Here is an 18,246-nt window from a genome sequence, read left to right as displayed (position 1 = left end):
ATGACTGCGGCATGGCAGTGAAGCGCATCGGTCTGACCGGCGGCATCGGCAGCGGCAAGAGCACGGTCGCGTCGCTGCTGGTGGCTGAAGGTGCGGTGCTGGTCGATACCGACGCCATCGCACGCAGCATCGCGCAAACCGGTGGCATCGCGATGCCCGCCATCGAAGCGGCGTTCGGCTCCTCGGTCATCGCCCCCGATGGCAGCCTCGACCGGGTCGCCATGCGCCAGCTGGTGTTCACCGATGCGGGCGCCAAGACCCGCCTCGAAGCCATCCTGCACCCGCTGATCGGCACCGAAACCCAACGCCAGGCGGCTGCGGCCGGCGACCATGCGGTGGTCGTGTTCGACGTGCCGCTGCTGGTCGAATCCGGCCGCTGGCGCACCCTGGTGGATCGCGTGCTGGTGGTCGATGCCCGGGAAGAAACGCAGCTCCAGCGTGTGATGTCGCGCTCGGGCTGGGCACCCGAGGCCGTGCGTGCCGTGATCGCGCAACAGGCCCCGCGCAAGGCACGTCGGGCCGCCGCCGACGCCGTGATTTACAACGAGTCGCTGACGCTCGCGGAACTAGGCACCGAGGTGCGGGGTCTCTGGAAACTGTGGGCTGCGGCCACCACGCGATAATCGGCGACCAGCCGCCCCGGCGGCTCTATAACGATTACGACAAAAAGGCGCTCGCCACAGCAGTGCCCTCCCCGAGATGCTTTTCAACTCGTATCCCTTCATTTTTGTCTATTTCCCGCTGGTCCTGCTCGGGTTCTTCCTGATCGGCAAGCGCAACACCCGCGCCGCCGCCGGCTTCCTCGGACTGGCCTCGCTGTTCTTCTATGGCTGGTGGAGCGTCGAGGCCCTGCCGCTGCTGCTGGGCTCCATCTGCGTCAACTACTGGTTCGGCCTGCAGCTGTCGCCTGCGCCGGGCCGCAACGAGCGCAAGCGCAAGGCGCTGCTGATCGCAGCGCTCGTGATCAACCTGGGCGTGCTGGCTGTCTTCAAGTACGCCAACTTCTTCCTGCAGAACGTCGATGCCGGACTGGTCGCGGCGGGTCTCACGCCGATCGAGCTCGTGCACATCGTGCTGCCGATCGGCATCTCGTTCTATACCTTCACGCAGATCGCCTTCCTGGTCGACTGCTGGCAGGGCAAGGTGCACGAGCGCAGCTTCATTCACTACATGCTGTTCGTCACCTACTTCCCGCACCTGATCGCGGGCCCGGTGCTGCATCACGCGCAGATGATGCCGCAGTTCGCGAACCCCGCGACCTACCGCATCGACCCGAACAAGGTCGCCATCGGCGTCGCGATCTTCGTCTTCGGCCTTGCCAAGAAACTGCTGATCGCCGACCCCATGGGCCAGTACGCCGACCTGATGTTCAACGGCGTTCACAAGGGGGGCATCGAACCCACGCTGTACACCGCGTGGTTCGGTGCCATGGCCTACACGCTGCAGATCTACTTCGACTTCTCGGGCTACTCGGACATGGCCGTGGGCCTCTCGATGTGCCTGGGCGTGCAGCTGCCGCTCAACTTCCGCTCGCCCTACAAGTCGACCAACATCATCGAGTTCTGGCGCCGCTGGCACATCTCGCTGTCGACCTTCCTGCGCGACTACCTCTACGTGCCGCTGGGCGGCAACCGCAAGGGCCCGGCGCGGCGCTACATCAACCTGTTCCTCACGATGCTGCTGGGCGGCCTGTGGCACGGCGCGGCATGGACCTACGTGATTTGGGGTGCGATGCACGGCGTGTTCCTGATGATCAACCACCTCTGGAACGCCAAGGTCCGCCGCAACGCCACCCCGGGGCGCATCGCGCGCGTGCTGGGCTGGCTGCTGACCTTCGTGTGCGTGGTGGTGGCCTGGATCGTCTTCCGCGCCGACAGCATGGACACGGCCATGTCCGTCTACAAGGGCATGCTCGGCCTGAACGGCGCACCGGCATCGGCGTTCAGCGAGTTCGGCAAGGTGCCGTTCCGCAAGCCGGAGTTCTTCCAGCTCATGCTGGTGGCGATCATCATCTGCCTGACGCTGCCGCCGACCATCACGCTGGAGCGCTGGATTCCCCACCCGAAATCGATGGCCGGCCGTCCGGTGATGGCCCGCCTGTCGACCGTCGTGCTCGCCATTGGCACCTTCGCGCTGTTCGCGTGGTGCGTTTCGAAGCTGGGCGGCTACAGCCCCTTCCTCTATTTCCAATTCTGATTCGACATGACGACGACGCCCGCGAAAGTCTGGCTGCGCTTCTTCCTCATCGGCTACTTCGTCCTGATGGCCCTGTGGATCGTTTCGCTCACCAGCCCGGTCCCCTACGGCGACCTCACGCGCATCGGACGCCTGTCCGAACGTGAATTCGGCTGGCGGGACCCGCCGCCCAAGGTCGACCCGGTCTACCTCGCCAGCACGCCCATCGCGCAGGCCGATGTGATGGTCGTTGGCGACAGCTTCTCCATGACCCACCGCTGGCAGTCGGTGCTCGCCAAGGCCGGCTACCGCGTCTCGACCTCCTACTGGGGCCAGTACGGCGAATCGCTGTGCGGCGACTTCAGCCAGTGGGTCCAGAACTCCGGCTTCAAGGGCAAGCTGGTCATCATCGAAAGCGTGGAGCGCCTGCTGGACATGCGCATGCGCTACAGCGAGCGCTGCAAGGACGGCAAGACCATCTTCCCGTACAGCGCCAAGGCCGAGCCGCTCATCGAGCCCGACGAGACCGTGCCGACCTTCTCGCCCAACTGGGAAGTGCAGTACATGACGGGTGTCGTGACCTACTACCACACGTGGAGGGCCAAGAACTCGCCGGTAGACACCTATTTCGATCGTGACACCTGGGTCAGGAAAGTACCCGATGGTTGCAAATTCTTCTCGCATCGCCAGTGCGACCGGATGCCCTTCTTCAAGGAAGACGATGACAATGGCCCGCTGACCCTCGACACGCTGGCGCGAATGAAGAACTTCACCGGTGCGCACAGCACCATCCCGATCATGTGGATGGTGGTGCCCAACAAGACCACGGTCTACATCAATCCCGATTTCTCGAAGGACTTCGAAAGCGGCTTCAGCAGCGCGAAGCTCGGCCCCGACCTCTACGCCTTCACCCGCGAAAAGCACACGCAGATCCGCGACTTCTACTTCTCGAACGACACGCACATGTCCATGCACGGACAGCTCGCCCTGGGCGAGCGCATGCTGGCCGCCGTGCGCGAAGTGATGCCCACACCCCCTTCGAAATCGCCCTGAAGTTATGATTCCGCGACAGGAAACCGACAAATACGCGTGATCCTCTACGAGTACCCCTTCAACGAGCGCATCCGTACGTACCTGAGGCTGGAGCATCTGTTCCGTCGCCTCGGGGAACTGGTGCCCTCGGAATCGCCGCTTTCGCACCACTACGCACTGGTCACGATTTTCGAGATCATGGACGTGGCGGCGCGCGCCGACCTCAAGGCCGACGTGCTGCGCGACCTCGACAAGCACAAGAACGTCTTCAACAGCTACCGGGGCAATCCGGCCATCGCCGAGACGGTGTTGAACCAGGTGGTCGACCAGCTCGAGCGCAACTTCAGTTCGCTCAACAGCGTGGCCGGCAAGGCAGGACAGGCACTCACCGAGAACGAGTGGCTCATGAGTATCCGCAGCCGTGCCGGCATTCCGGGCGGCACCTGCGAGTTCGACCTGCCCGCCTACTACGCCTGGCAGCACCGCACCCCGGCCAGCCGCCGCGCTGACTTGGAGCGCTGGTCGAACACGCTGTCGCCGCTGGCGTCGTCGATCTATCTGCTGCTCAAGCTGCTGCGCGACGCCGACGTGCCCTACAAGGTGATCGCCAGCCACGGCCAGTTCCAGCAGAACCTGCCGCAGGGGCGCAGCTTCCAGCTGCTGCGGCTGCGCATCGATCCCAAGCTGGGCCTCATCCCAGAAATCAGTGGCAACCGCCTCATGGTTTCGGTGCGGCTCATGCGGCACGAGTCCGACGACCGCCTGCATCCGAGCACGGAAGACACGCCCTTCGAACTGACACTCTGCGCATGAGGCATGGTGTGAGCAAGAAGAAAGAAGACGAGCGCATCGTCCGCTGCCCGACCTGCGGCGGCGACAGCATCTACGCCGAGCGCAACCCGTTCCGGCCGTTCTGCAGCGCACGCTGCAAGGGCATCGACTTCGGCGCCTGGGCCACCGAAGAGTTCAGGATGCCGGCGGAGACACCGCCCGACGACGAGCCGTTCGGCGATCCCAAGCTGCAGCAATAGGCGGTCCAGGCTGCCCGGCACCGCAGCCCCGGCAAGCGCTGCGGGCTGCCGCGCCCAACCAGACGATCAGTTGGCAGCCGCGGGCTGCACGCCCTCTTCCAGGAACACCTTGTCCAGGTAAGTCGCGAACTGGCGCGTGAACGCCGGCCGCAGGTGGCCGTGGTCCTTGTAGGCCGGCGCACCGTCGGGCATCGTCCGCGGGCACTGTCCGTCCTTGCACAGGGCGCCCAACACGTCGATCGCTTCCGCCCCGCTGGCGGCCGCGATCTGCAGGAGCCGCTGGTTGAGCTTCACCTGGTCGGCGGGTGCGGGTGCGGTCGGCGAGTTGCCCACGACCGTCAGCGTGTGCAGGCGGCTGCCTGCGATCATGCGACGCGGCTCGAAGTCGTCGCCCAGCGCGTTGTCGAGCAGCAGGTAGACCTTTTTCTTCTGCTTGACCAACTCGGTCACCCACGCCTGCAGCGCCTTCAGCGAGGGCTCGATGCCTGCACGGTCTCCGCGGGTCAGAGACAACGAAGCACCGTTTTCGCGATAGACATAGTCCAGCGGGAAATCGCCCGTGAAGTAGCAGTTCCAGCAACTCCCGATCACCACGGTGTCGATCTGCGGGTCGCGCGCCATCGCCATCCACTGATCGCGAGCCGGGCCGCAGCCGGGGTTCTGCTCGGCGAAGACGTTCGGAATGGCCGGGCACGCCCCGTAGGTGAAGAAGTAGGTGGTCGCCATGCGCTCCGGCGCGGTGCGTGCCAGTTCCTCGGCGCGGGGACCGTATTCGATGACGTGGCTGTCGCCGATCAGCAGCACCTTGCGAGCGCCGTTGCCGACGCGATTCACTGCGTAGGGGCCGAAGTTTTCCGAAGAAAAGCCGCTGTAATAGTCACCGTCCACCGTTGCGTCGGTCACCTTCTGGAGCAGCTCGCTGTTGTGGCGTGCGGGCAAGCCGTTCATCACAGCCACGCCAGCCACGGCCACGAAGGCGCCGGTGCCCACGAGCGTGCGCAACATGCCCACGCCCAAGCGGGCCCGCGTGAACCGCTCGATGAAGCGATAGGTCAGCCAGGCCAACAGCACGCTCGAGACCACCATCGCCAGGCGCGTGCCCACCGACGGCTCGAGGCCGACGCCCTTGACGATGCGTGCGTACACCAGCAGCGGCCAGTGCCACAGGTACAGCGGATAGCTGATCAGGCCGATCCACACCATCGCGCGGTTCGACAGGAAGTACTTGTTCAACACACCCGTCGGGCCGGCGGCGATGCAGCTCACCGCGCCCAGGGTGGGCAACAGGGCCCACCAGCCTGGGAAGGCCTTGTCGCTGCGGATCATCACGAGGCCGAGCACGATCAGGCCCACACCCAGGACCGACTGCACATGGCTGCGCCAGACGCTCGGTGCCGCGGGCTTCAGCCGCATGCAGGCGAGGATGCCGCCCACCATCAGCTCCCAGAAACGCGAGGCCGGCGAATAGAACGCTGCGGTGCGGAACGGATGGATCGTCGTCACGTTGATGAGGAACGACACCACCGCGAGCACCCACAGCACCCGCACGATCGGCCAGCGCCGACGCCAGGCCAGGCCGAGCAGCAGCGGCCAGAAAATATAGAACTGCTCTTCGATGCCCAGTGACCACAGGTGCAGCAGCGGCTTGGTCTCGGCGGCCGTGTCGAAGTAACCGGCCTCGCTCCAGAAGACGAAGTTGGCCACGAAGCCCACGCCGCCCAGCGCCTGCTTGCCCAGCTCGACGAACTCCTTGTTCAGCAGCACGTACCAGCCGAAGGCGAGCACGCCCGCCAGCACCAGCATCAGCGCCGGGAAGATCCGGCGGATGCGCCGTGCATAGAAATCGCGGTAGCTGAAATCGCCGGCCGCGTGGCTCTGCATGATGATCGTCGTGATCAGGAAACCCGAGATCACGAAGAAGATGTCGACGCCGATGAAGCCGCCAGGCAGCAGCTTCGGAAACGCGTGATAGATGACGACCGAGGCCACGGCCACGGCGCGCAGGCCGTCGATGTCGGCGCGGTACTTGGGATGCATATCTCTTACTTCAGGGCCACGGTCGCGCCGTGTGTCGTCAGGCGACGGTCGACACCGCCTCGGCGGCCGACGCGGGCAGTCCGCGTTCCTCGACGAGCCACGCCAGCACCGGCAGCGCGCCCGGCAGCACCGGTGCCACGTCGAGTGGCAGCTGCTGCCAGGCCATGGCCTGGCTTTCGCGCATTTCGAACTCGCCGGTCCAGTCCGTTACCTTGCACCAGTGCAGGCGCACCAGCGCGTGCGGGTAGTCGTGCTCGGTGACCTTCCAGACCTCGGCGCCGCCGATGGTGATGCCCAGTTCTTCCTGCAGCTCGCGGCGCAGGGCTTCTTCGACCGTTTCACCGACTTCGATCTTGCCGCCCGGAAACTCCCAGTAGCCCGCGTAGGCCTTGCCTTCGGGACGGGTGGTGAGCAACAGCGCATCGTCGGCCAGCCGGATCAGCACGCCGACGGCCACTTCGGTGTGCTTGCGTGCCGATGCCACAGCCTCGCTCACGCTTGGGCCCGCCCGGCGTAGTCACGCGCGAACTGGTAAGCCACACGGCCGCTGCGCGAGCCGCGCTCCAGCGCCCAGACCAGCGCCTCGGGCCGTGCCGCCGCAATGGCGGCATCACTGACGCCGAACGACGAGAGCCACTGGCCCACGATCGTCAGGTATTCGTTCTGGCTGAAGGGATAGAAGCTCACCCAGAGGCCGAAGCGCTCCGACAGCGAGATCTTCTCCTCGATCACCTCGCCCGGATGGACTTCGCCGTCCTCGGTGTGGGTGTACGAGAGGTTGTCCTTCATGTACTCGGGCAGCAGGTGGCGCCGGTTGCTGGTCGCGTAGATCAGCACATTGGGCGTCGAGGCCGCGATCGACCCGTCGAGGATCGACTTCAGCGCCTTGTAGCCCGGCTCGCCTTCATCGAAGCTCAGGTCGTCGCTGAAAACGATGAACTTCTCGGGTCGCTGCGACACCACTTCGACGATGTCGGGCAGGTCGGTCAGCTCGGCCTTGTCGACCTCGATCAGGCGCAGGCCCTGCGGTGCATAGGCCTGCAGGCAGGCGCGGATCAGCGACGACTTGCCCGTGCCGCGTGCACCGGTCAGCAGCACGTTGTTGGCCGGCTTGCCCTCGACGAACTGCTGCGTGTTGCGCGCGATCTTTTCCTTCTGGACGTCGATTTCCTTCAGCGAATCGAGCGACATCGCCGCCACATGCTTCACCGGCTCAAGCACGCCGTGGCCCGAGCTGCGGCGGCGGTAACGCCAGGCGATGGAGGCATTCCAGTCGGCCGGCGCGGCCAGCGGCTGGGGAAGGATCGACTCGATGCGGCCGATGAGCTGCTCGGCGCGCTCGATCAGCTTCTGGAACTGCTCGTTCATCGACGCCCGCCCGGCCGCCCGAAGGGCGTTGAGCACCCCCTCGGGGGGCAGCGACGACACGAAGTGCGGAGCGTGGGGGTCATCATGATCTGTAGTCGGCGTTGATGGTCACGTACTCGTGGCTGAAGTCGCAGGTCCACACGGTTTCGCTCGCGTTGCCGCGGCCCAGGCCGATGCGCACCGTGATCTCGCTCTGCTTCATCACGCGCTGGCCGTCTTCCTCGCGGTACGACGGGTTGCGCCCGCCCTTCACGGCCACATGCACATCGTCCAGGAACAGGTCGATGCCGGTCTGGTCGAGGTCGGCAATGCCGGCGTAGCCGACAGCCGCCAGGATGCGGCCCAGGTTCGGGTCGCTGGCGAAGAAAGCGGTCTTGACCAGCGGCGAATGCGCCACGGCGTAGGCCACCTGACGGCACTCGGCCGTGTTCTTGCCGCCATCGACCTGGATGGTGATGAACTTGGTCGCGCCTTCGCCGTCGCGCACGATGGCTTGCGCCAGCAGCCGCGCCACGTCGCGCATCGCAGCCACGAGCGCCTGGCCGTCGGCCGAGTCGAGCGAGGTGATGGTCGCGTGCGCAGCCTTCTGCGTGGCGATGACCACGAACGAGTCGTTGGTCGAGGTGTCGCCGTCGATGGTCACGCGATTGAACGAGGCGTCGGCCAGCTGCTTGGCCAGCGGCTGGATCAGCGACGGGTCGATCTTCGCGTCGGTCGCCATGAAGCCGAGCATGGTGGCCATGTTCGGGCGGATCATGCCGGCGCCCTTGCTGATGCCGGTGATGGTGACCGTGGCGCCGCCGATCTTCACCTGCCGGCTGAACGCCTTCGGGATCGTGTCGGTGGTCATGATGCCTTCGGCGGCACGGCCCCAGTTGTTCTCCGACGCATCGGCCAGCGCGGCGGGCAGGCCGGCTTCGATGCGGTCCACGGGCAGCGGCTCCATGATCACGCCGGTCGAGAACGGCAGGATCTGCTCGGGTGCCAGCTCCAGGTGGCGGGCCAGCGCGATGCAGGTCGCGCGCGTGCGCATCAGGCCTTCTTCGCCGGTGCCGGCATTGGCATTGCCGGTGTTGATCACCATCGCGCGGATGCCAAAGTTGGACGCCAGGTGGTCGCGGCAGACCTGCACCGGGGCCGCGCAGAAACGGTTCTGCGTGAACACACCGCCGACCGCCGAGCCTTCGTCGATCAGCACGACGGTCAGGTCCTTGCGATTGGCCTTGCGCACGCCGGCTTCGGCCACGCCGATGCGGACGCCGGGCACCGCGAACAAGGCGGCGGGATCGGGAGCTGACAGGTTCACGGGCATGGAATTTCTCTCAATGAAGCGTTCGGGATTTCAGTTCAGCTTGCCGTGGCACTGCTTGAACTTCTTGCCGCTGCCGCAGGGGCACGGGTCGTTGCGGCCGACGCGCGCGAAAGCTGCCGCTTCGGCGCCCAGCGTGCCCAGGCCCGCGGCCGCGATGCGGCGCTGGTTTTCCTCGTCGACACGCACCTCGACCCCACCGGTCTCGGTGGGCGCGGTGTAGGTGATGTTCGAGACGTTCTCGCCGCGGCTTTCCATCTCTTCGGCAGCCTGCTCGAGCTGCTCGCCCGACTGCACGCGCACCGTCATGAGCTGGCGCGTGACTTCGTTCTTGACCGAGTCCAGCAGCTGGCCGAAGAGCTCGAAGGCCTCGCGCTTGTATTCCTGCTTGGGCTGCTTCTGCGCATAGCCGCGCAGGTGGATGCCCTGGCGCAGGTAGTCGAGCGAGGCCAGGTGTTCGCGCCAGTGGGTGTCGATGCTCTGCAGCAGCACCATGCGCTCGAACTGGGTGAAGTTCTCCTGGCCGATCAGCGCGACCTTGGCATCGAAGCTCTCGTTGGCATGGGCCACGATCTTCTCGACCACTTCCTCGTCGGAGATGGCTTCGGAAGCCTCGACCTGCTGCTTGAGCGGCATGTCGATGCCCCATTCGCTGAACAGGCTCTTCTCGAGGGCGTCGAGGTCCCACTGCTCCTCGACCGATTCGCGCGGCACGTACTGGCGCGCGAGGTCGGTGAAGCAGCCTTCGCGCAGCGCGGCGATCTGCGCCGTGAGGTCGCCCGCGTCGAGGATGTCGTTGCGCTGCTGGTAGATCACCTTGCGCTGGTCGTTCGACACGTCGTCGTACTCGAGCAGCTGCTTGCGGATGTCGAAGTTGCGCGCCTCGACCTTGCGCTGCGCGCTTTCGATGCTGCGCGTGACAATGCCGGCCTCGATGGCTTCGCCATCGGGCATCTTCAGGCGGTCCATGATCGCCTTCACGCGGTCGCCCGCGAAGATGCGCATCAGCGGATCGTCCAGGCTCAGGTAGAAGCGCGACGAACCCGGGTCGCCCTGGCGGCCCGAGCGGCCGCGCAGCTGGTTGTCGATGCGGCGCGACTCGTGGCGTTCGGTGGCGATGATGCGCAGGCCGCCCAGCGACTTCACGAACTCGTGGTCCTTGGTCCATTCGGCGCGCACGTGGGCGATGTCGGCCTGCTTGGTGGCTTCGTCGCGGCCTTCGTCGGCTTCGATCGCCTCGATCATCTTCTCGATGTTGCCGCCCAGCACGATGTCGGTGCCGCGACCGGCCATGTTGGTCGCGATGGTGATCATCTTCGTGCGGCCGGCCTGCGCGACGATGTCGGCTTCGCGGGCGTGCTGCTTGGCGTTCAGCACCTGGTGCGGCAGGCCCGCCTTCTCCAGCAGGGCGTCGATGATTTCGGAGTTCTCGATGGACGAGGTGCCCACCAGCACCGGCTGGCCGCGCTCGTAGCACTCGCGGATGTCCTGGATCGCCGCTTCGTACTTCTCGCGCGTCGTCTTGTAGACGCGGTCGAGCTGGTCGTCGCGCTTGCTGATGCGGTTCGGCGGAATGATCGTGGTCTCGAGACCGTAGATTTCCTGGAATTCATAGGCCTCAGTGTCGGCCGTGCCGGTCATGCCGGCCAGCTTGCCGTACAGGCGGAAGTAGTTCTGGAAGGTGATCGAGGCCAGCGTCTGGTTCTCGGCCTGGATCTCCACGCCTTCCTTGGCTTCCACGGCCTGGTGCAGGCCGTCGCTCCAGCGGCGGCCGCTCATGAGGCGGCCGGTGAATTCGTCGACGATCACCACTTCGCCCTGCTGCACCACGTAGTGCTGGTCGCGGTGGTACAGGTGGCGGGCACGCAGCGCGGCATTCAGGTGATGCATCAGCGTGATGTTGGCCGGGTCGTACAGCGACGCGCCTTCGGGAATCAGCTTGAGCTCGCCCAGGATGCGCTCGGCATTCTCGTGGCCGTCTTCGGTCAGGAACACCTGGTGGGTCTTCTCGTCGACCGTGAAGTCGCCGGGCACCGTGACGCCCTCGCCCGTGCGCGGATCGGCTTCGCCTTCCTGCTTCTTGAGCAGCGGCACCACCTTGTTGATGGCCAGGTACAGGTCGGTGTGGTCTTCGGCCTGGCCGCTGATGATTAGCGGCGTGCGGGCCTCGTCGATCAGGATGGAGTCCACCTCGTCGACGATCGCGAAGTTCAGGCCGCGCTGCACCCGGTCGCCGGGCTCGTAGACCATGTTGTCGCGCAGGTAGTCGAAGCCGTACTCGTTGTTCGTGCCGTACGTGATGTCGCTGCCGTAGGCGGCCTGCTTTTCCTCGCGCGGCATCTGCGGCAGGTTGATGCCGACCGACAGGCCCAGGTAGTTGTACAGGCGGCCCATCCAGGTCGCGTCGCGGTTGGCGAGGTAGTCGTTCACCGTGACCACGTGCACGCCCTTGCCGGACAGCGCATTCAGGTACACCGGCAGCGTGGCGGTCAGCGTCTTGCCTTCGCCCGTGCGCATTTCGGAGATCTTGCCGTTGTGCAGCGCCATGCCACCAAGCAGCTGGACGTCGAAGTGGCGCATCTTCATGATGCGCTTGGAGCCTTCGCGCACGGTGGCGAAGGCTTCGGGCAACAGGTCGTCGAGCGTCTCGCCCTTGGCGAGGCGGTCCTTGAATTCCTGCGTCTTGGCACGCAGCGCGTCCTCGCTGAGCTTTTCGAACTCGGGTTCGAGCGCATTGATGCGCGTCACTGTCTTGCGATACTGCTTGAGGAGCCGGTCGTTGCGACTGCCGAAGATCTGGGTCAGGAAGTTGGTTGCCATGGGCGTGGAGAGGGGCGTGCACCTGAGACGACAGGCACTGCGACCGGATTCCCTAAGATATGGTGAAAGCAGTTGGGCGCATCTTCTTCGAATGCAAGCTTCGCAAGTCTCGAAGTCGGATGGCCCCGTTCCGGAACAACGCCGACGCAAGCGTCGGCAAACCGGGCATTTTAGCTGTCTTGTTTCTAACCCCTGGATTACCCATGTATCGCCGACTCCCCCCCGCCATCTCACTGCAGGAAGCTGCGGCAGGCGCCCCCACACTGGGGAGCCTGATGGCGCGCGCGCGCGACAGCGCCGAGCGGCTGAAGGCCATCGAAGGGCTGATTCCACCGGCCATGCGCGCGGCCATCCAGCCCGGGCCGGCCGAGGGCGATGTCTGGTGCCTGCTGGTCAAGGGCAGCGCCGCGGCCGCCAAGCTGCGGCAACTGTCGCCGATGCTGGTGACGCGCCTGAAGAACCGCGGCTGGGACGTGTCGACGATCCGGATCAAGGTGTACACGGGGCGGTGAGCCCCGAAGCCACACACTCTTTTTCTCAGGCAGCGACAGCGCGATCAGGCCAGCTCGGATCGCTGGAAGCGTCGGAGGTCAGCACCAGCACGACATGTGCGTCGGCCGCGATGGTCTCGGCCTCGCGCAGTTGCCGCACCGCCCCCAGGCCCGCCGCTGCCGCCAGTTCGGCGCTCACGCCGGCCGCGGTGAGCAGCCGCCGCGCCGCGCGGGCCTCGTCGTCGCCCACCACCACGGCACCGCCGCCGCTGGCCGTGGCCGCCTGCCATTGCAGGTAGGTGACCGTCGCGCCCGCGCTCGAAAGCTGCGCGGTGCGGCCGGGGTAGCTGCCGTTGAGGGCCCCGCCCTCGAGCACGCGCGACAGCCGCGGGAAGGGCTCGACCAGCCACATCCGCGGCAGGCGCGCGATGCGCCCCGCCGCCAGCAGGTCGCGAAAGCCCGCGTAGATGCCCCAGGCCATGTCGCCGCGCCCGGTCGGCACCACGACGTGATCGGGCAGGCCGCCATCCTTCAGGCACTCCTCGGCGATGGCCTTGTAGCCTTCCACACCCAGCGGCGCGCTGCCAAGCGCAGGCAGGCGGTAATTGGAAAGCGCGAAATACCCTGGGTACTGCGAGCGCTCACGCACGAAGCCCCAGCGGCCGGTGTTGTCGGCGAAGACGTAGCGCCGCGCGCCCAGCGCGTCGAGCTGGCGGGCATAGGTGGCGGGCATCGCCTCGTAAGTGGCCACTTCGCAACCGAGCCCCGCGGCCCATGCGTAGTGCGCCGCCGATACCGCCGTGTTGCCCGACGATGCGAGCACCAGCGTGTGGGCGCCGGCGTCCAGCGCCTGGGCCACGCCCATCGCCGTGAGCCGGTCCTTCGGCGAGCCGGTCGGGTTGCGGGATTCATCCTTGATGCTCAGGCGCGCAATGTCGAACCGCTTCGCCAGTTCGGGTATGTCGTGCTGCGGCGTGTTCCCCTCGCCCAGCGAAAAACCCTGCACGTACGGCATCGGCACCACGTCCGCGCCCCCGGGCCGGTAGCTCGCCTGCAGCCCGACGTGAAAGCCGGCCTGCCGGCAGGCCGGGCAGCCGTCGTTCGCGAGGGTGACCGGGTACAGCGTGTCGCAACGCAGGCACTGCAGGCCCTGCAGGCGCGGGTTGCGCTCGGGCATGAACGAGCGGCCGAGCACCCCGGCCAGGGGACGGCCCGGCAGATAGGTCTGCGCGGGGCGCTCCGGCGGCGCGGTGAACTTGAAGTCCAGAACGGGCGATGGGGTCACGGATCGTTGACTCGTTAATAAATGTGACCGAATCTTATTCAAAATCAACGAAATCCACGATACGGGAGTTCATCCCATTGCAGTGGATTTCAGTTTCTCTTCACTTATTTCCACGTGAACTCGTGGTTCAGCCCGATCACCACGCCGCGCACACCACGCCCGCCCGGCAGCCCGGTGCGCGAGGCGCTGATGTCGACGCTGATGAGCGGCGTCAGGCTGAAGCGGCCGCCCACGCGCGAGGTCCACACGCCCCCTGCGCGATTGCGCTCCGCGATCAGCGACACGGCGTCGTTCAGCGCCCACTCCACCGCCAGGCCGCCGCGCGGCGTGCGCGCGCCGGTGCCCAGCGCCCAGTCGGCGCCCAGGTTGGCGTGGAACTGCAGGCTGCCGGTGGGACGCCAGGTGAGCGGCACGACCAGCTGGCCGCCCATGCGACCGCCGCGGCGCAGGTCGGCCACCGCGCCCATCGACACGGCGGCGCTGAAGGGCGCGTCGGCGGCCGTCCCGGCAAAGGTCCACTTGATCTGCGGACCGCCCGTGACCGAGTGCACGCCCTGCACCGAAAGCCGGTCGAAGTTCAGCCCCAGCTCGACCGGCCCGACGCGACAGGCCGGCCCGACATGCAGGCCGACGACCGGCTCGACGCCGCTGCGGCCCCACCAGGTTTCGTACTGGCACTGGCCCGGGTCGAGCGTGCCGGCATCGTCGACATCGAAGTGGCCGGCGGCATGCGCGCCGGTACCCGACAGCGTCGTGAACACGGTGAATGCGGCGAGTTGCAGGCGTGCGGTGCGTTTGTTGTTCTTCATCTCGTGCTTCCCCGAAGAGCCCTTGTCTCATTCTAGGAAGCCGGAAAGTCCGCGCCATGACGCAACGCTGCCGCACCGCATTCAGAACTCGAACTGCGGCTGCAGCTCGCGGATGCGCTTGATCGCCACGCCCGCCGCGGCGGTGCGCGTCTCGACGCCCAGCTTCACGTACACGCGCTCCAGGTGCTTCTTGGCGGTGGCCGGGCTGCTGCCGAGGATCTCGCCGATGTCCTTGTTGGTCTTGCCCTTGACCACCCAGTACAGCACCTCGGCCTCGCGCGCCGTGAGCTTCAGGCTCAGGCTCATGGCCTCGATCACGGCGGTGTCCGAGATCTCGCGCATGACGATCATCCATTCGTCGCCCGCGTCGTCCTCGCCGGTCTGGCGGTGCAACCGCAGGCTCAGGCTGCGCGCGCCCTGCGCGATCGCCAGGGCCGGCGGCTCGACGCCGCGTGCGCGCGCCTCGGGTGCGTGCTGGTGCAGCCACTCGAGCACGACCGGCGGCGTCTCGGGCGCCTGCGTCTCGCAGTAGCGCGCCAGCAACTCGCGCGCCAGCGCCGTCTGCCAGATCAGCCGCCCCTCGGGCAGCCGCACCGTGATGCTCGCGTAGCCGAAGGCGTCGAGCGCGTTGCGCGCCTGCCCGGCCTGGTGCGCCTCCTGCCGCGCGCGGCGGGCGCCCTGCAGGTGCACGTTCATGCGCGCCAGCACCTCCTTCGGCTTGATCGGCTTGGTGACGTAGTCGACCCCGCCCGCCTCGAGCGCGGCCACGAGGTGCTCGGTCTCCGTCAGGCCGGTCATGAAGACGATGGGAATGTGCGCGGTAGAGGCATCGGCCTTGAGCCGGCGCGCCACCTCGAAGCCGTCGATGCCCGGCATCATGGCGTCGAGCAGCACGATGTCGGGGCGCGCCTGCGCGGCGCGCTGCAACGCCTGCTCGCCATTCGTGGCGATGAGCACGGTGTAGCCCGATTCATCGAGCGCGTCGTGCAGCACGGCAAGGTTGTCGGGCACGTCGTCGACGATCAGCACGAGGTCGCCGTGAGCGCCCTGCTGTTCGCGCAGCGTGCGGGCGAGCGCGGAAGTTTCCATGGTCATGCGGCGCCCTCGGCAGCTTCTGCGGCCTCGGCCAGCGCGCGGCCCATGGCTTCGAACTGGAACTGGCGGGCCAGTGCGCGCTGGGCCTCGGTCCACGCGGCGCATTCGGGCTGCGCGAGGTCGATGTCGTCGAGCTGGTTCATGATGCCTCGGAAGTAGCCCAGGGCCACGGCCTCGTCGAGCGCGCGCAGGCGCACCAGCGACGGCGGCTGCATCGCGCGCGGCGCAGCCACGGCGGGCGCGGGCCGTACGGCGATGTCGGTCCATTGCAAGGCGAGCCGGCGCTCCAGCCAGTCGAGCAGTTCGGTGTGGCGCACGGGCTTGACGAAGAAATCCTCGGGCGCAATGCCCACGTCGTTGTCGAGCCCCTTGTCGAAGGCGTTGGCCGAGACGATGGCCACCGACGCGTCGGCGAGTCCCAGCCTGCGCGCGCGGCGGATCGTCTCCCAGCCATCGATGCCGGGCATCGCGAGGTCGACGAACATGGCGTCGGGCCGGTAGCCGGCGGCAATCAGGTCCAGCGCGTCATGACCGCTGGCCGCCGTGCGCAGCTCGAAGCCCAGCGGCGCGAGCACATGGCCCAGCAGTTCGCGGTCGGCCTCCTCGTTGTCGACCACCAGCAGGCGCCGGCGCGCGCCCTCGTAGCCACGCCGCGCGCGCGGGCCCGGTGCGATGCGCGCGGCGCCCGCCACCGCGTCGTGCACCCGCGGCAGGAACAGCCGCACGCAGAACAGCGAGCCCTCGCCCGGCGTGCTGCGCACTTTCATCTCGCCGCCCATCAGGTCGGTCAGCATCTTCGCGATGGTCAGGCCCAGGCCCGCGCCCGGCGCCGACGACACCGCCGCATGGCCACGCGCGAAGGGCTCGAAGATGCGCTCGATGTCGGCCGCCGTCATGCCCGGCCCGGTGTCCTCGATCTCGATGGCGGCGAACTCGCGCGCGTAGGAAATGCGCAAGATCACCTGCCCCGCCGCCGTGAACTTGATCGCGTTGCCCAGCAGGTTGATGAGGATCTGGCTCACGCGCTTCTCGTCCGCGCGCACCACCTCGGGCAACGCGCCGGCCGCCTCGAAATGAAAGCTCAGGCCCTTCTCCGCCGCCTGCAGCTCGAACATGTCGGCGAGTTCGCGCATCGCGTCGGCAAAGCGCATCGGGCGCGCGTCCAGCGTGAGCTTGCCGGCCTCGATGTGGGCGATGGCCAGCGTGCCTTCGATGAGCGACAGCAGGTGCTCGCCGCCACGCTTGATGACGGCCACGGCCTGCTGGCGGTGCGGCGGCACCGAGTGGTCTTCGCCCATCAGCTGCGCGTAGCCCAGGATGCTGTTGAGCGGCGTGCGCAGCTCGTGGCTGATGGCGCTGATGTAGCGGCTCTTGGCCTGGTTCGCGAGGTCCGCCGCGCGCCGCGCCTGGTCGGCCGCGAGCTTGGCGTGCTCTGCGATCTCACGGGCCTCCTCGGCGCTCTGCTTGGCGTCCTGCAGCGCGCGGTCGGTCTCGCGGTGCAGGGCAATCTCGCGCACCAGCAGGTGGGTCTGGCGGTTCGATTCTTCCTGCGCCACCTTGCGGCTCTGGTGCGCCAGCACCAGCCACCACGCGACGATGCCTGCGATGACCAGCAGCGCCATGTAGGCTTTCAGAAAGCCCGAGCGCAATGAAGCCTGCTGCACAGAGGCCAGCGCCCCGGCCACATCGGCCTGCGCCGCCAGCGCGAGCGCACCTTCGCTCAGGGCCCGCAGCTCCTGCTGGTAGAGCACGCCGAACACCACGGCCAGGAGCGGCACGATGACCAGCATCAGCAGCAGGAAGTGCCCGAGCCCCGTGTCGAGGTAACGCCAGCTGCGGCGCGGCAGCAGCCAGCGCAGCACCGCGGACCACTGCGCCGACAGGCTCGCGTGCGGCTTGCACAGGTCGCCGCAGCGCGCGTCGAGCGTGCAGCACAGCGAGCAGATCGCGCCCTGGTAGGCCGGGCAATGCGCCATGTCGGGCCCTTCGTATTCGCGCTCGCAGATCACGCAGTGCTGCACCTTCAGGCGCTGGTAACTGCCGCCCTCTTCCGACGAGGATTCGACCCGCGCCCAGCGCACTTCGCGCCCGCCTGCAGCCGGCGCGAACAGCACGGAGCCACCCGCATCCGACGTGCGCGCGAGGTAGTACTTGCCGCCCGTGGCCCACGCCAGCAGCGGCGATGCGACCAATGCCGTGCCCAGCGCGATCAGCGCCGAGAAGGCCTGCGCCAGCGGCCCGAACACCCCCAGGTGCGCCGTGATCGACAGCACCGACGCCAGCGCCATCGCGCCCACGCCCACCGGGTTGATGTCCCACAGGTGCGCGCGCTTGAACTCGATGCCCGGCGGCGACAGCCCGAGCGGCTTGTTGATGACCAGGTCGGCCACCACGGCCATCATCCAGGCGATGGCGATGTTGGCGAAGAGGCCCAGCACATCGCCCAGTGCCTCGAACACATTCATCTCCATCAGCATGAAGGCGATGAGCGCGTTGAACACCACCCACACCACGCGTCCCGGATGGCTGTGCGCCACGCGCGAGAAGAAATTGCTCCAGGCCAGCGAGCCCGCATAGGCATTCGTCACGTTGATTTTCAACTGCGAGATCACCACGAACAACGCCGTGGCCGCCACCGCCCAGCCGTAGTTCGGAAACACGTACTCGTAGGCCGCCAGGTACATCTGGTTCGGATCGACGGCGCGCTCGACCGGCACCATGTGCGTGATCGCCAGGTAAGCCAGCAGCGCCCCGCCCAGCATCTTGACCACGCCCAGCACCACCCATCCCGGCC

Annotated in this window: 15 protein-coding genes; 6 read left to right on the top strand and 9 right to left on the bottom strand. The window is 67.0% G+C overall.

From position 1 onward, the window contains the following. Window positions 1–11 precede the first annotated feature (11 nt). The 5 genes from coaE to D3H34_RS21310 all read left to right on the top strand — a co-directional run bounded on the left by coaE (window position 12) and on the right by D3H34_RS21310 (window position 4,238). Window positions 12–623: a dephospho-CoA kinase gene (coaE, locus tag D3H34_RS21330; protein WP_167481252.1), complete on the top strand. Its 612-nt coding sequence runs from the start codon at window positions 12–14 to the stop codon at window positions 621–623. A 76-nt stretch (window positions 624–699) separates the two neighbouring features. Next, window positions 700–2,196, top strand: coding sequence for an MBOAT family O-acyltransferase (locus tag D3H34_RS21325; RefSeq protein WP_119556250.1), 1,497 nt, complete (start codon window positions 700–702; stop codon window positions 2,194–2,196). Between the two features lie 6 nt (window positions 2,197–2,202). Continuing rightward, the gene (locus D3H34_RS21320) at window positions 2,203–3,228 is read left to right on the top strand and encodes a hypothetical protein (protein ID WP_119556249.1); all 1,026 of its coding nucleotides are present in this window, start codon (window positions 2,203–2,205) and stop codon (window positions 3,226–3,228) included. 36 nt (window positions 3,229–3,264) lie between these two features. After that, on the top strand, window positions 3,265–4,020 hold the full coding sequence (gene zapD / locus D3H34_RS21315; RefSeq protein WP_119556248.1) for a cell division protein ZapD: 756 nt from the start codon (window positions 3,265–3,267) through the stop codon (window positions 4,018–4,020). A gap of 8 nt (window positions 4,021–4,028) precedes the next feature. Beyond that, entirely contained in the window at window positions 4,029–4,238 is a 210-nt protein-coding gene (locus tag D3H34_RS21310; protein WP_434057702.1) for a DNA gyrase inhibitor YacG, read from the top strand. Between the two features lie 66 nt (window positions 4,239–4,304). Here D3H34_RS21310 and D3H34_RS21305 read toward each other — a convergent pair whose 3' ends face one another. The 5 genes from D3H34_RS21305 to secA form a co-directional block, all read right to left on the bottom strand. Beyond that, a complete protein-coding gene (locus D3H34_RS21305; protein WP_119556246.1) occupies window positions 4,305–6,275 on the bottom strand; it encodes an acyltransferase family protein in 1,971 nt (656 codons plus the stop codon). 37 nt (window positions 6,276–6,312) lie between these two features. After that, window positions 6,313–6,771 (bottom strand): NUDIX domain-containing protein, encoded by a 459-nt coding sequence (locus D3H34_RS21300; RefSeq protein WP_286186022.1) that lies wholly within the window; start codon window positions 6,769–6,771, stop codon window positions 6,313–6,315. After that, complete coding sequence (locus D3H34_RS21295) at window positions 6,768–7,643, bottom strand: ATP-binding protein (RefSeq protein ID WP_119556244.1); 876 nt, start codon at window positions 7,641–7,643, stop codon at window positions 6,768–6,770. The genes D3H34_RS21300 and D3H34_RS21295 overlap by 4 nt, the downstream gene beginning before the upstream one ends. Window positions 7,644–7,725: 82 nt before the next feature. Then, window positions 7,726–8,955, bottom strand: a complete 1,230-nt coding sequence (argJ, locus tag D3H34_RS21290; protein ID WP_119556243.1) for a bifunctional glutamate N-acetyltransferase/amino-acid acetyltransferase ArgJ — start codon at window positions 8,953–8,955, stop codon at window positions 7,726–7,728. Window positions 8,956–8,985: 30 nt separating this feature from the next. After that, window positions 8,986–11,772 carry a preprotein translocase subunit SecA gene (gene secA, locus D3H34_RS21285; protein WP_119556242.1) on the bottom strand — a complete coding sequence of 929 codons (2,787 nt, stop codon included), beginning with the start codon at window positions 11,770–11,772 and terminating at the stop codon, window positions 8,986–8,988. Between the two features lie 203 nt (window positions 11,773–11,975). Between secA and D3H34_RS21280 the strand changes: the two genes are divergently transcribed. After that, window positions 11,976–12,284 (top strand): DciA family protein, encoded by a 309-nt coding sequence (locus tag D3H34_RS21280; RefSeq protein WP_119556241.1) that lies wholly within the window; start codon window positions 11,976–11,978, stop codon window positions 12,282–12,284. Window positions 12,285–12,309: 25 nt separating this feature from the next. Here the strand turns inward: D3H34_RS21280 and D3H34_RS21275 are convergent, their stop codons facing one another. The 4 genes from D3H34_RS21275 to D3H34_RS21260 all read right to left on the bottom strand — a co-directional run. Next, window positions 12,310–13,548, bottom strand: a complete 1,239-nt coding sequence (locus D3H34_RS21275; protein WP_119556240.1) for a pyridoxal-phosphate dependent enzyme — start codon at window positions 13,546–13,548, stop codon at window positions 12,310–12,312. 104 nt (window positions 13,549–13,652) lie between these two features. Continuing rightward, window positions 13,653–14,357, bottom strand: a complete 705-nt coding sequence (locus D3H34_RS21270) for a PA4824 family protein (RefSeq protein WP_286186021.1) — start codon at window positions 14,355–14,357, stop codon at window positions 13,653–13,655. A gap of 81 nt (window positions 14,358–14,438) precedes the next feature. Continuing rightward, on the bottom strand, window positions 14,439–15,446 hold the full coding sequence (locus tag D3H34_RS21265; RefSeq protein WP_119556239.1) for a response regulator transcription factor: 1,008 nt from the start codon (window positions 15,444–15,446) through the stop codon (window positions 14,439–14,441). Window positions 15,447–15,448: 2 nt separating this feature from the next. Continuing rightward, on the bottom strand, window positions 15,449–18,246 hold a 2,798-nt coding region (locus D3H34_RS21260), incomplete at its 5' end, for a hybrid sensor histidine kinase/response regulator (protein WP_119556238.1).

Source organism: Acidovorax cavernicola (assembly GCF_003581445.1).
Note: the sequence above shows the minus strand (reverse complement) of the source record. Positions and strands in the feature narration are given on the sequence as shown.

What these genes read in the sequence shown, in the direction of transcription:
- D3H34_RS21280 (WP_119556241.1), top strand. Translation starts at nt 11,976, where the DNA reads ATGTATCGCCGACTCCCCCCCGCCATCTCACTGCAGGAAGCTGCGGCA.
- secA (WP_119556242.1), bottom strand. Translation starts at nt 11,772, where the DNA reads ATGGCAACCAACTTCCTGACCCAGATCTTCGGCAGTCGCAACGACCGG.
- D3H34_RS21265 (WP_119556239.1), bottom strand. Translation starts at nt 15,446, where the DNA reads ATGGAAACTTCCGCGCTCGCCCGCACGCTGCGCGAACAGCAGGGCGCT.
- D3H34_RS21325 (WP_119556250.1), top strand. Translation starts at nt 700, where the DNA reads ATGCTTTTCAACTCGTATCCCTTCATTTTTGTCTATTTCCCGCTGGTC.
- argJ (WP_119556243.1), bottom strand. Translation starts at nt 8,955, where the DNA reads ATGCCCGTGAACCTGTCAGCTCCCGATCCCGCCGCCTTGTTCGCGGTG.
- D3H34_RS21295 (WP_119556244.1), bottom strand. Translation starts at nt 7,643, where the DNA reads ATGAACGAGCAGTTCCAGAAGCTGATCGAGCGCGCCGAGCAGCTCATC.
- D3H34_RS21320 (WP_119556249.1), top strand. Translation starts at nt 2,203, where the DNA reads ATGACGACGACGCCCGCGAAAGTCTGGCTGCGCTTCTTCCTCATCGGC.
- D3H34_RS21270 (WP_286186021.1), bottom strand. Translation starts at nt 14,357, where the DNA reads ATGAAGAACAACAAACGCACCGCACGCCTGCAACTCGCCGCATTCACC.
- coaE (WP_167481252.1), top strand. Translation starts at nt 12, where the DNA reads ATGGCAGTGAAGCGCATCGGTCTGACCGGCGGCATCGGCAGCGGCAAG.
- D3H34_RS21305 (WP_119556246.1), bottom strand. Translation starts at nt 6,275, where the DNA reads ATGCATCCCAAGTACCGCGCCGACATCGACGGCCTGCGCGCCGTGGCC.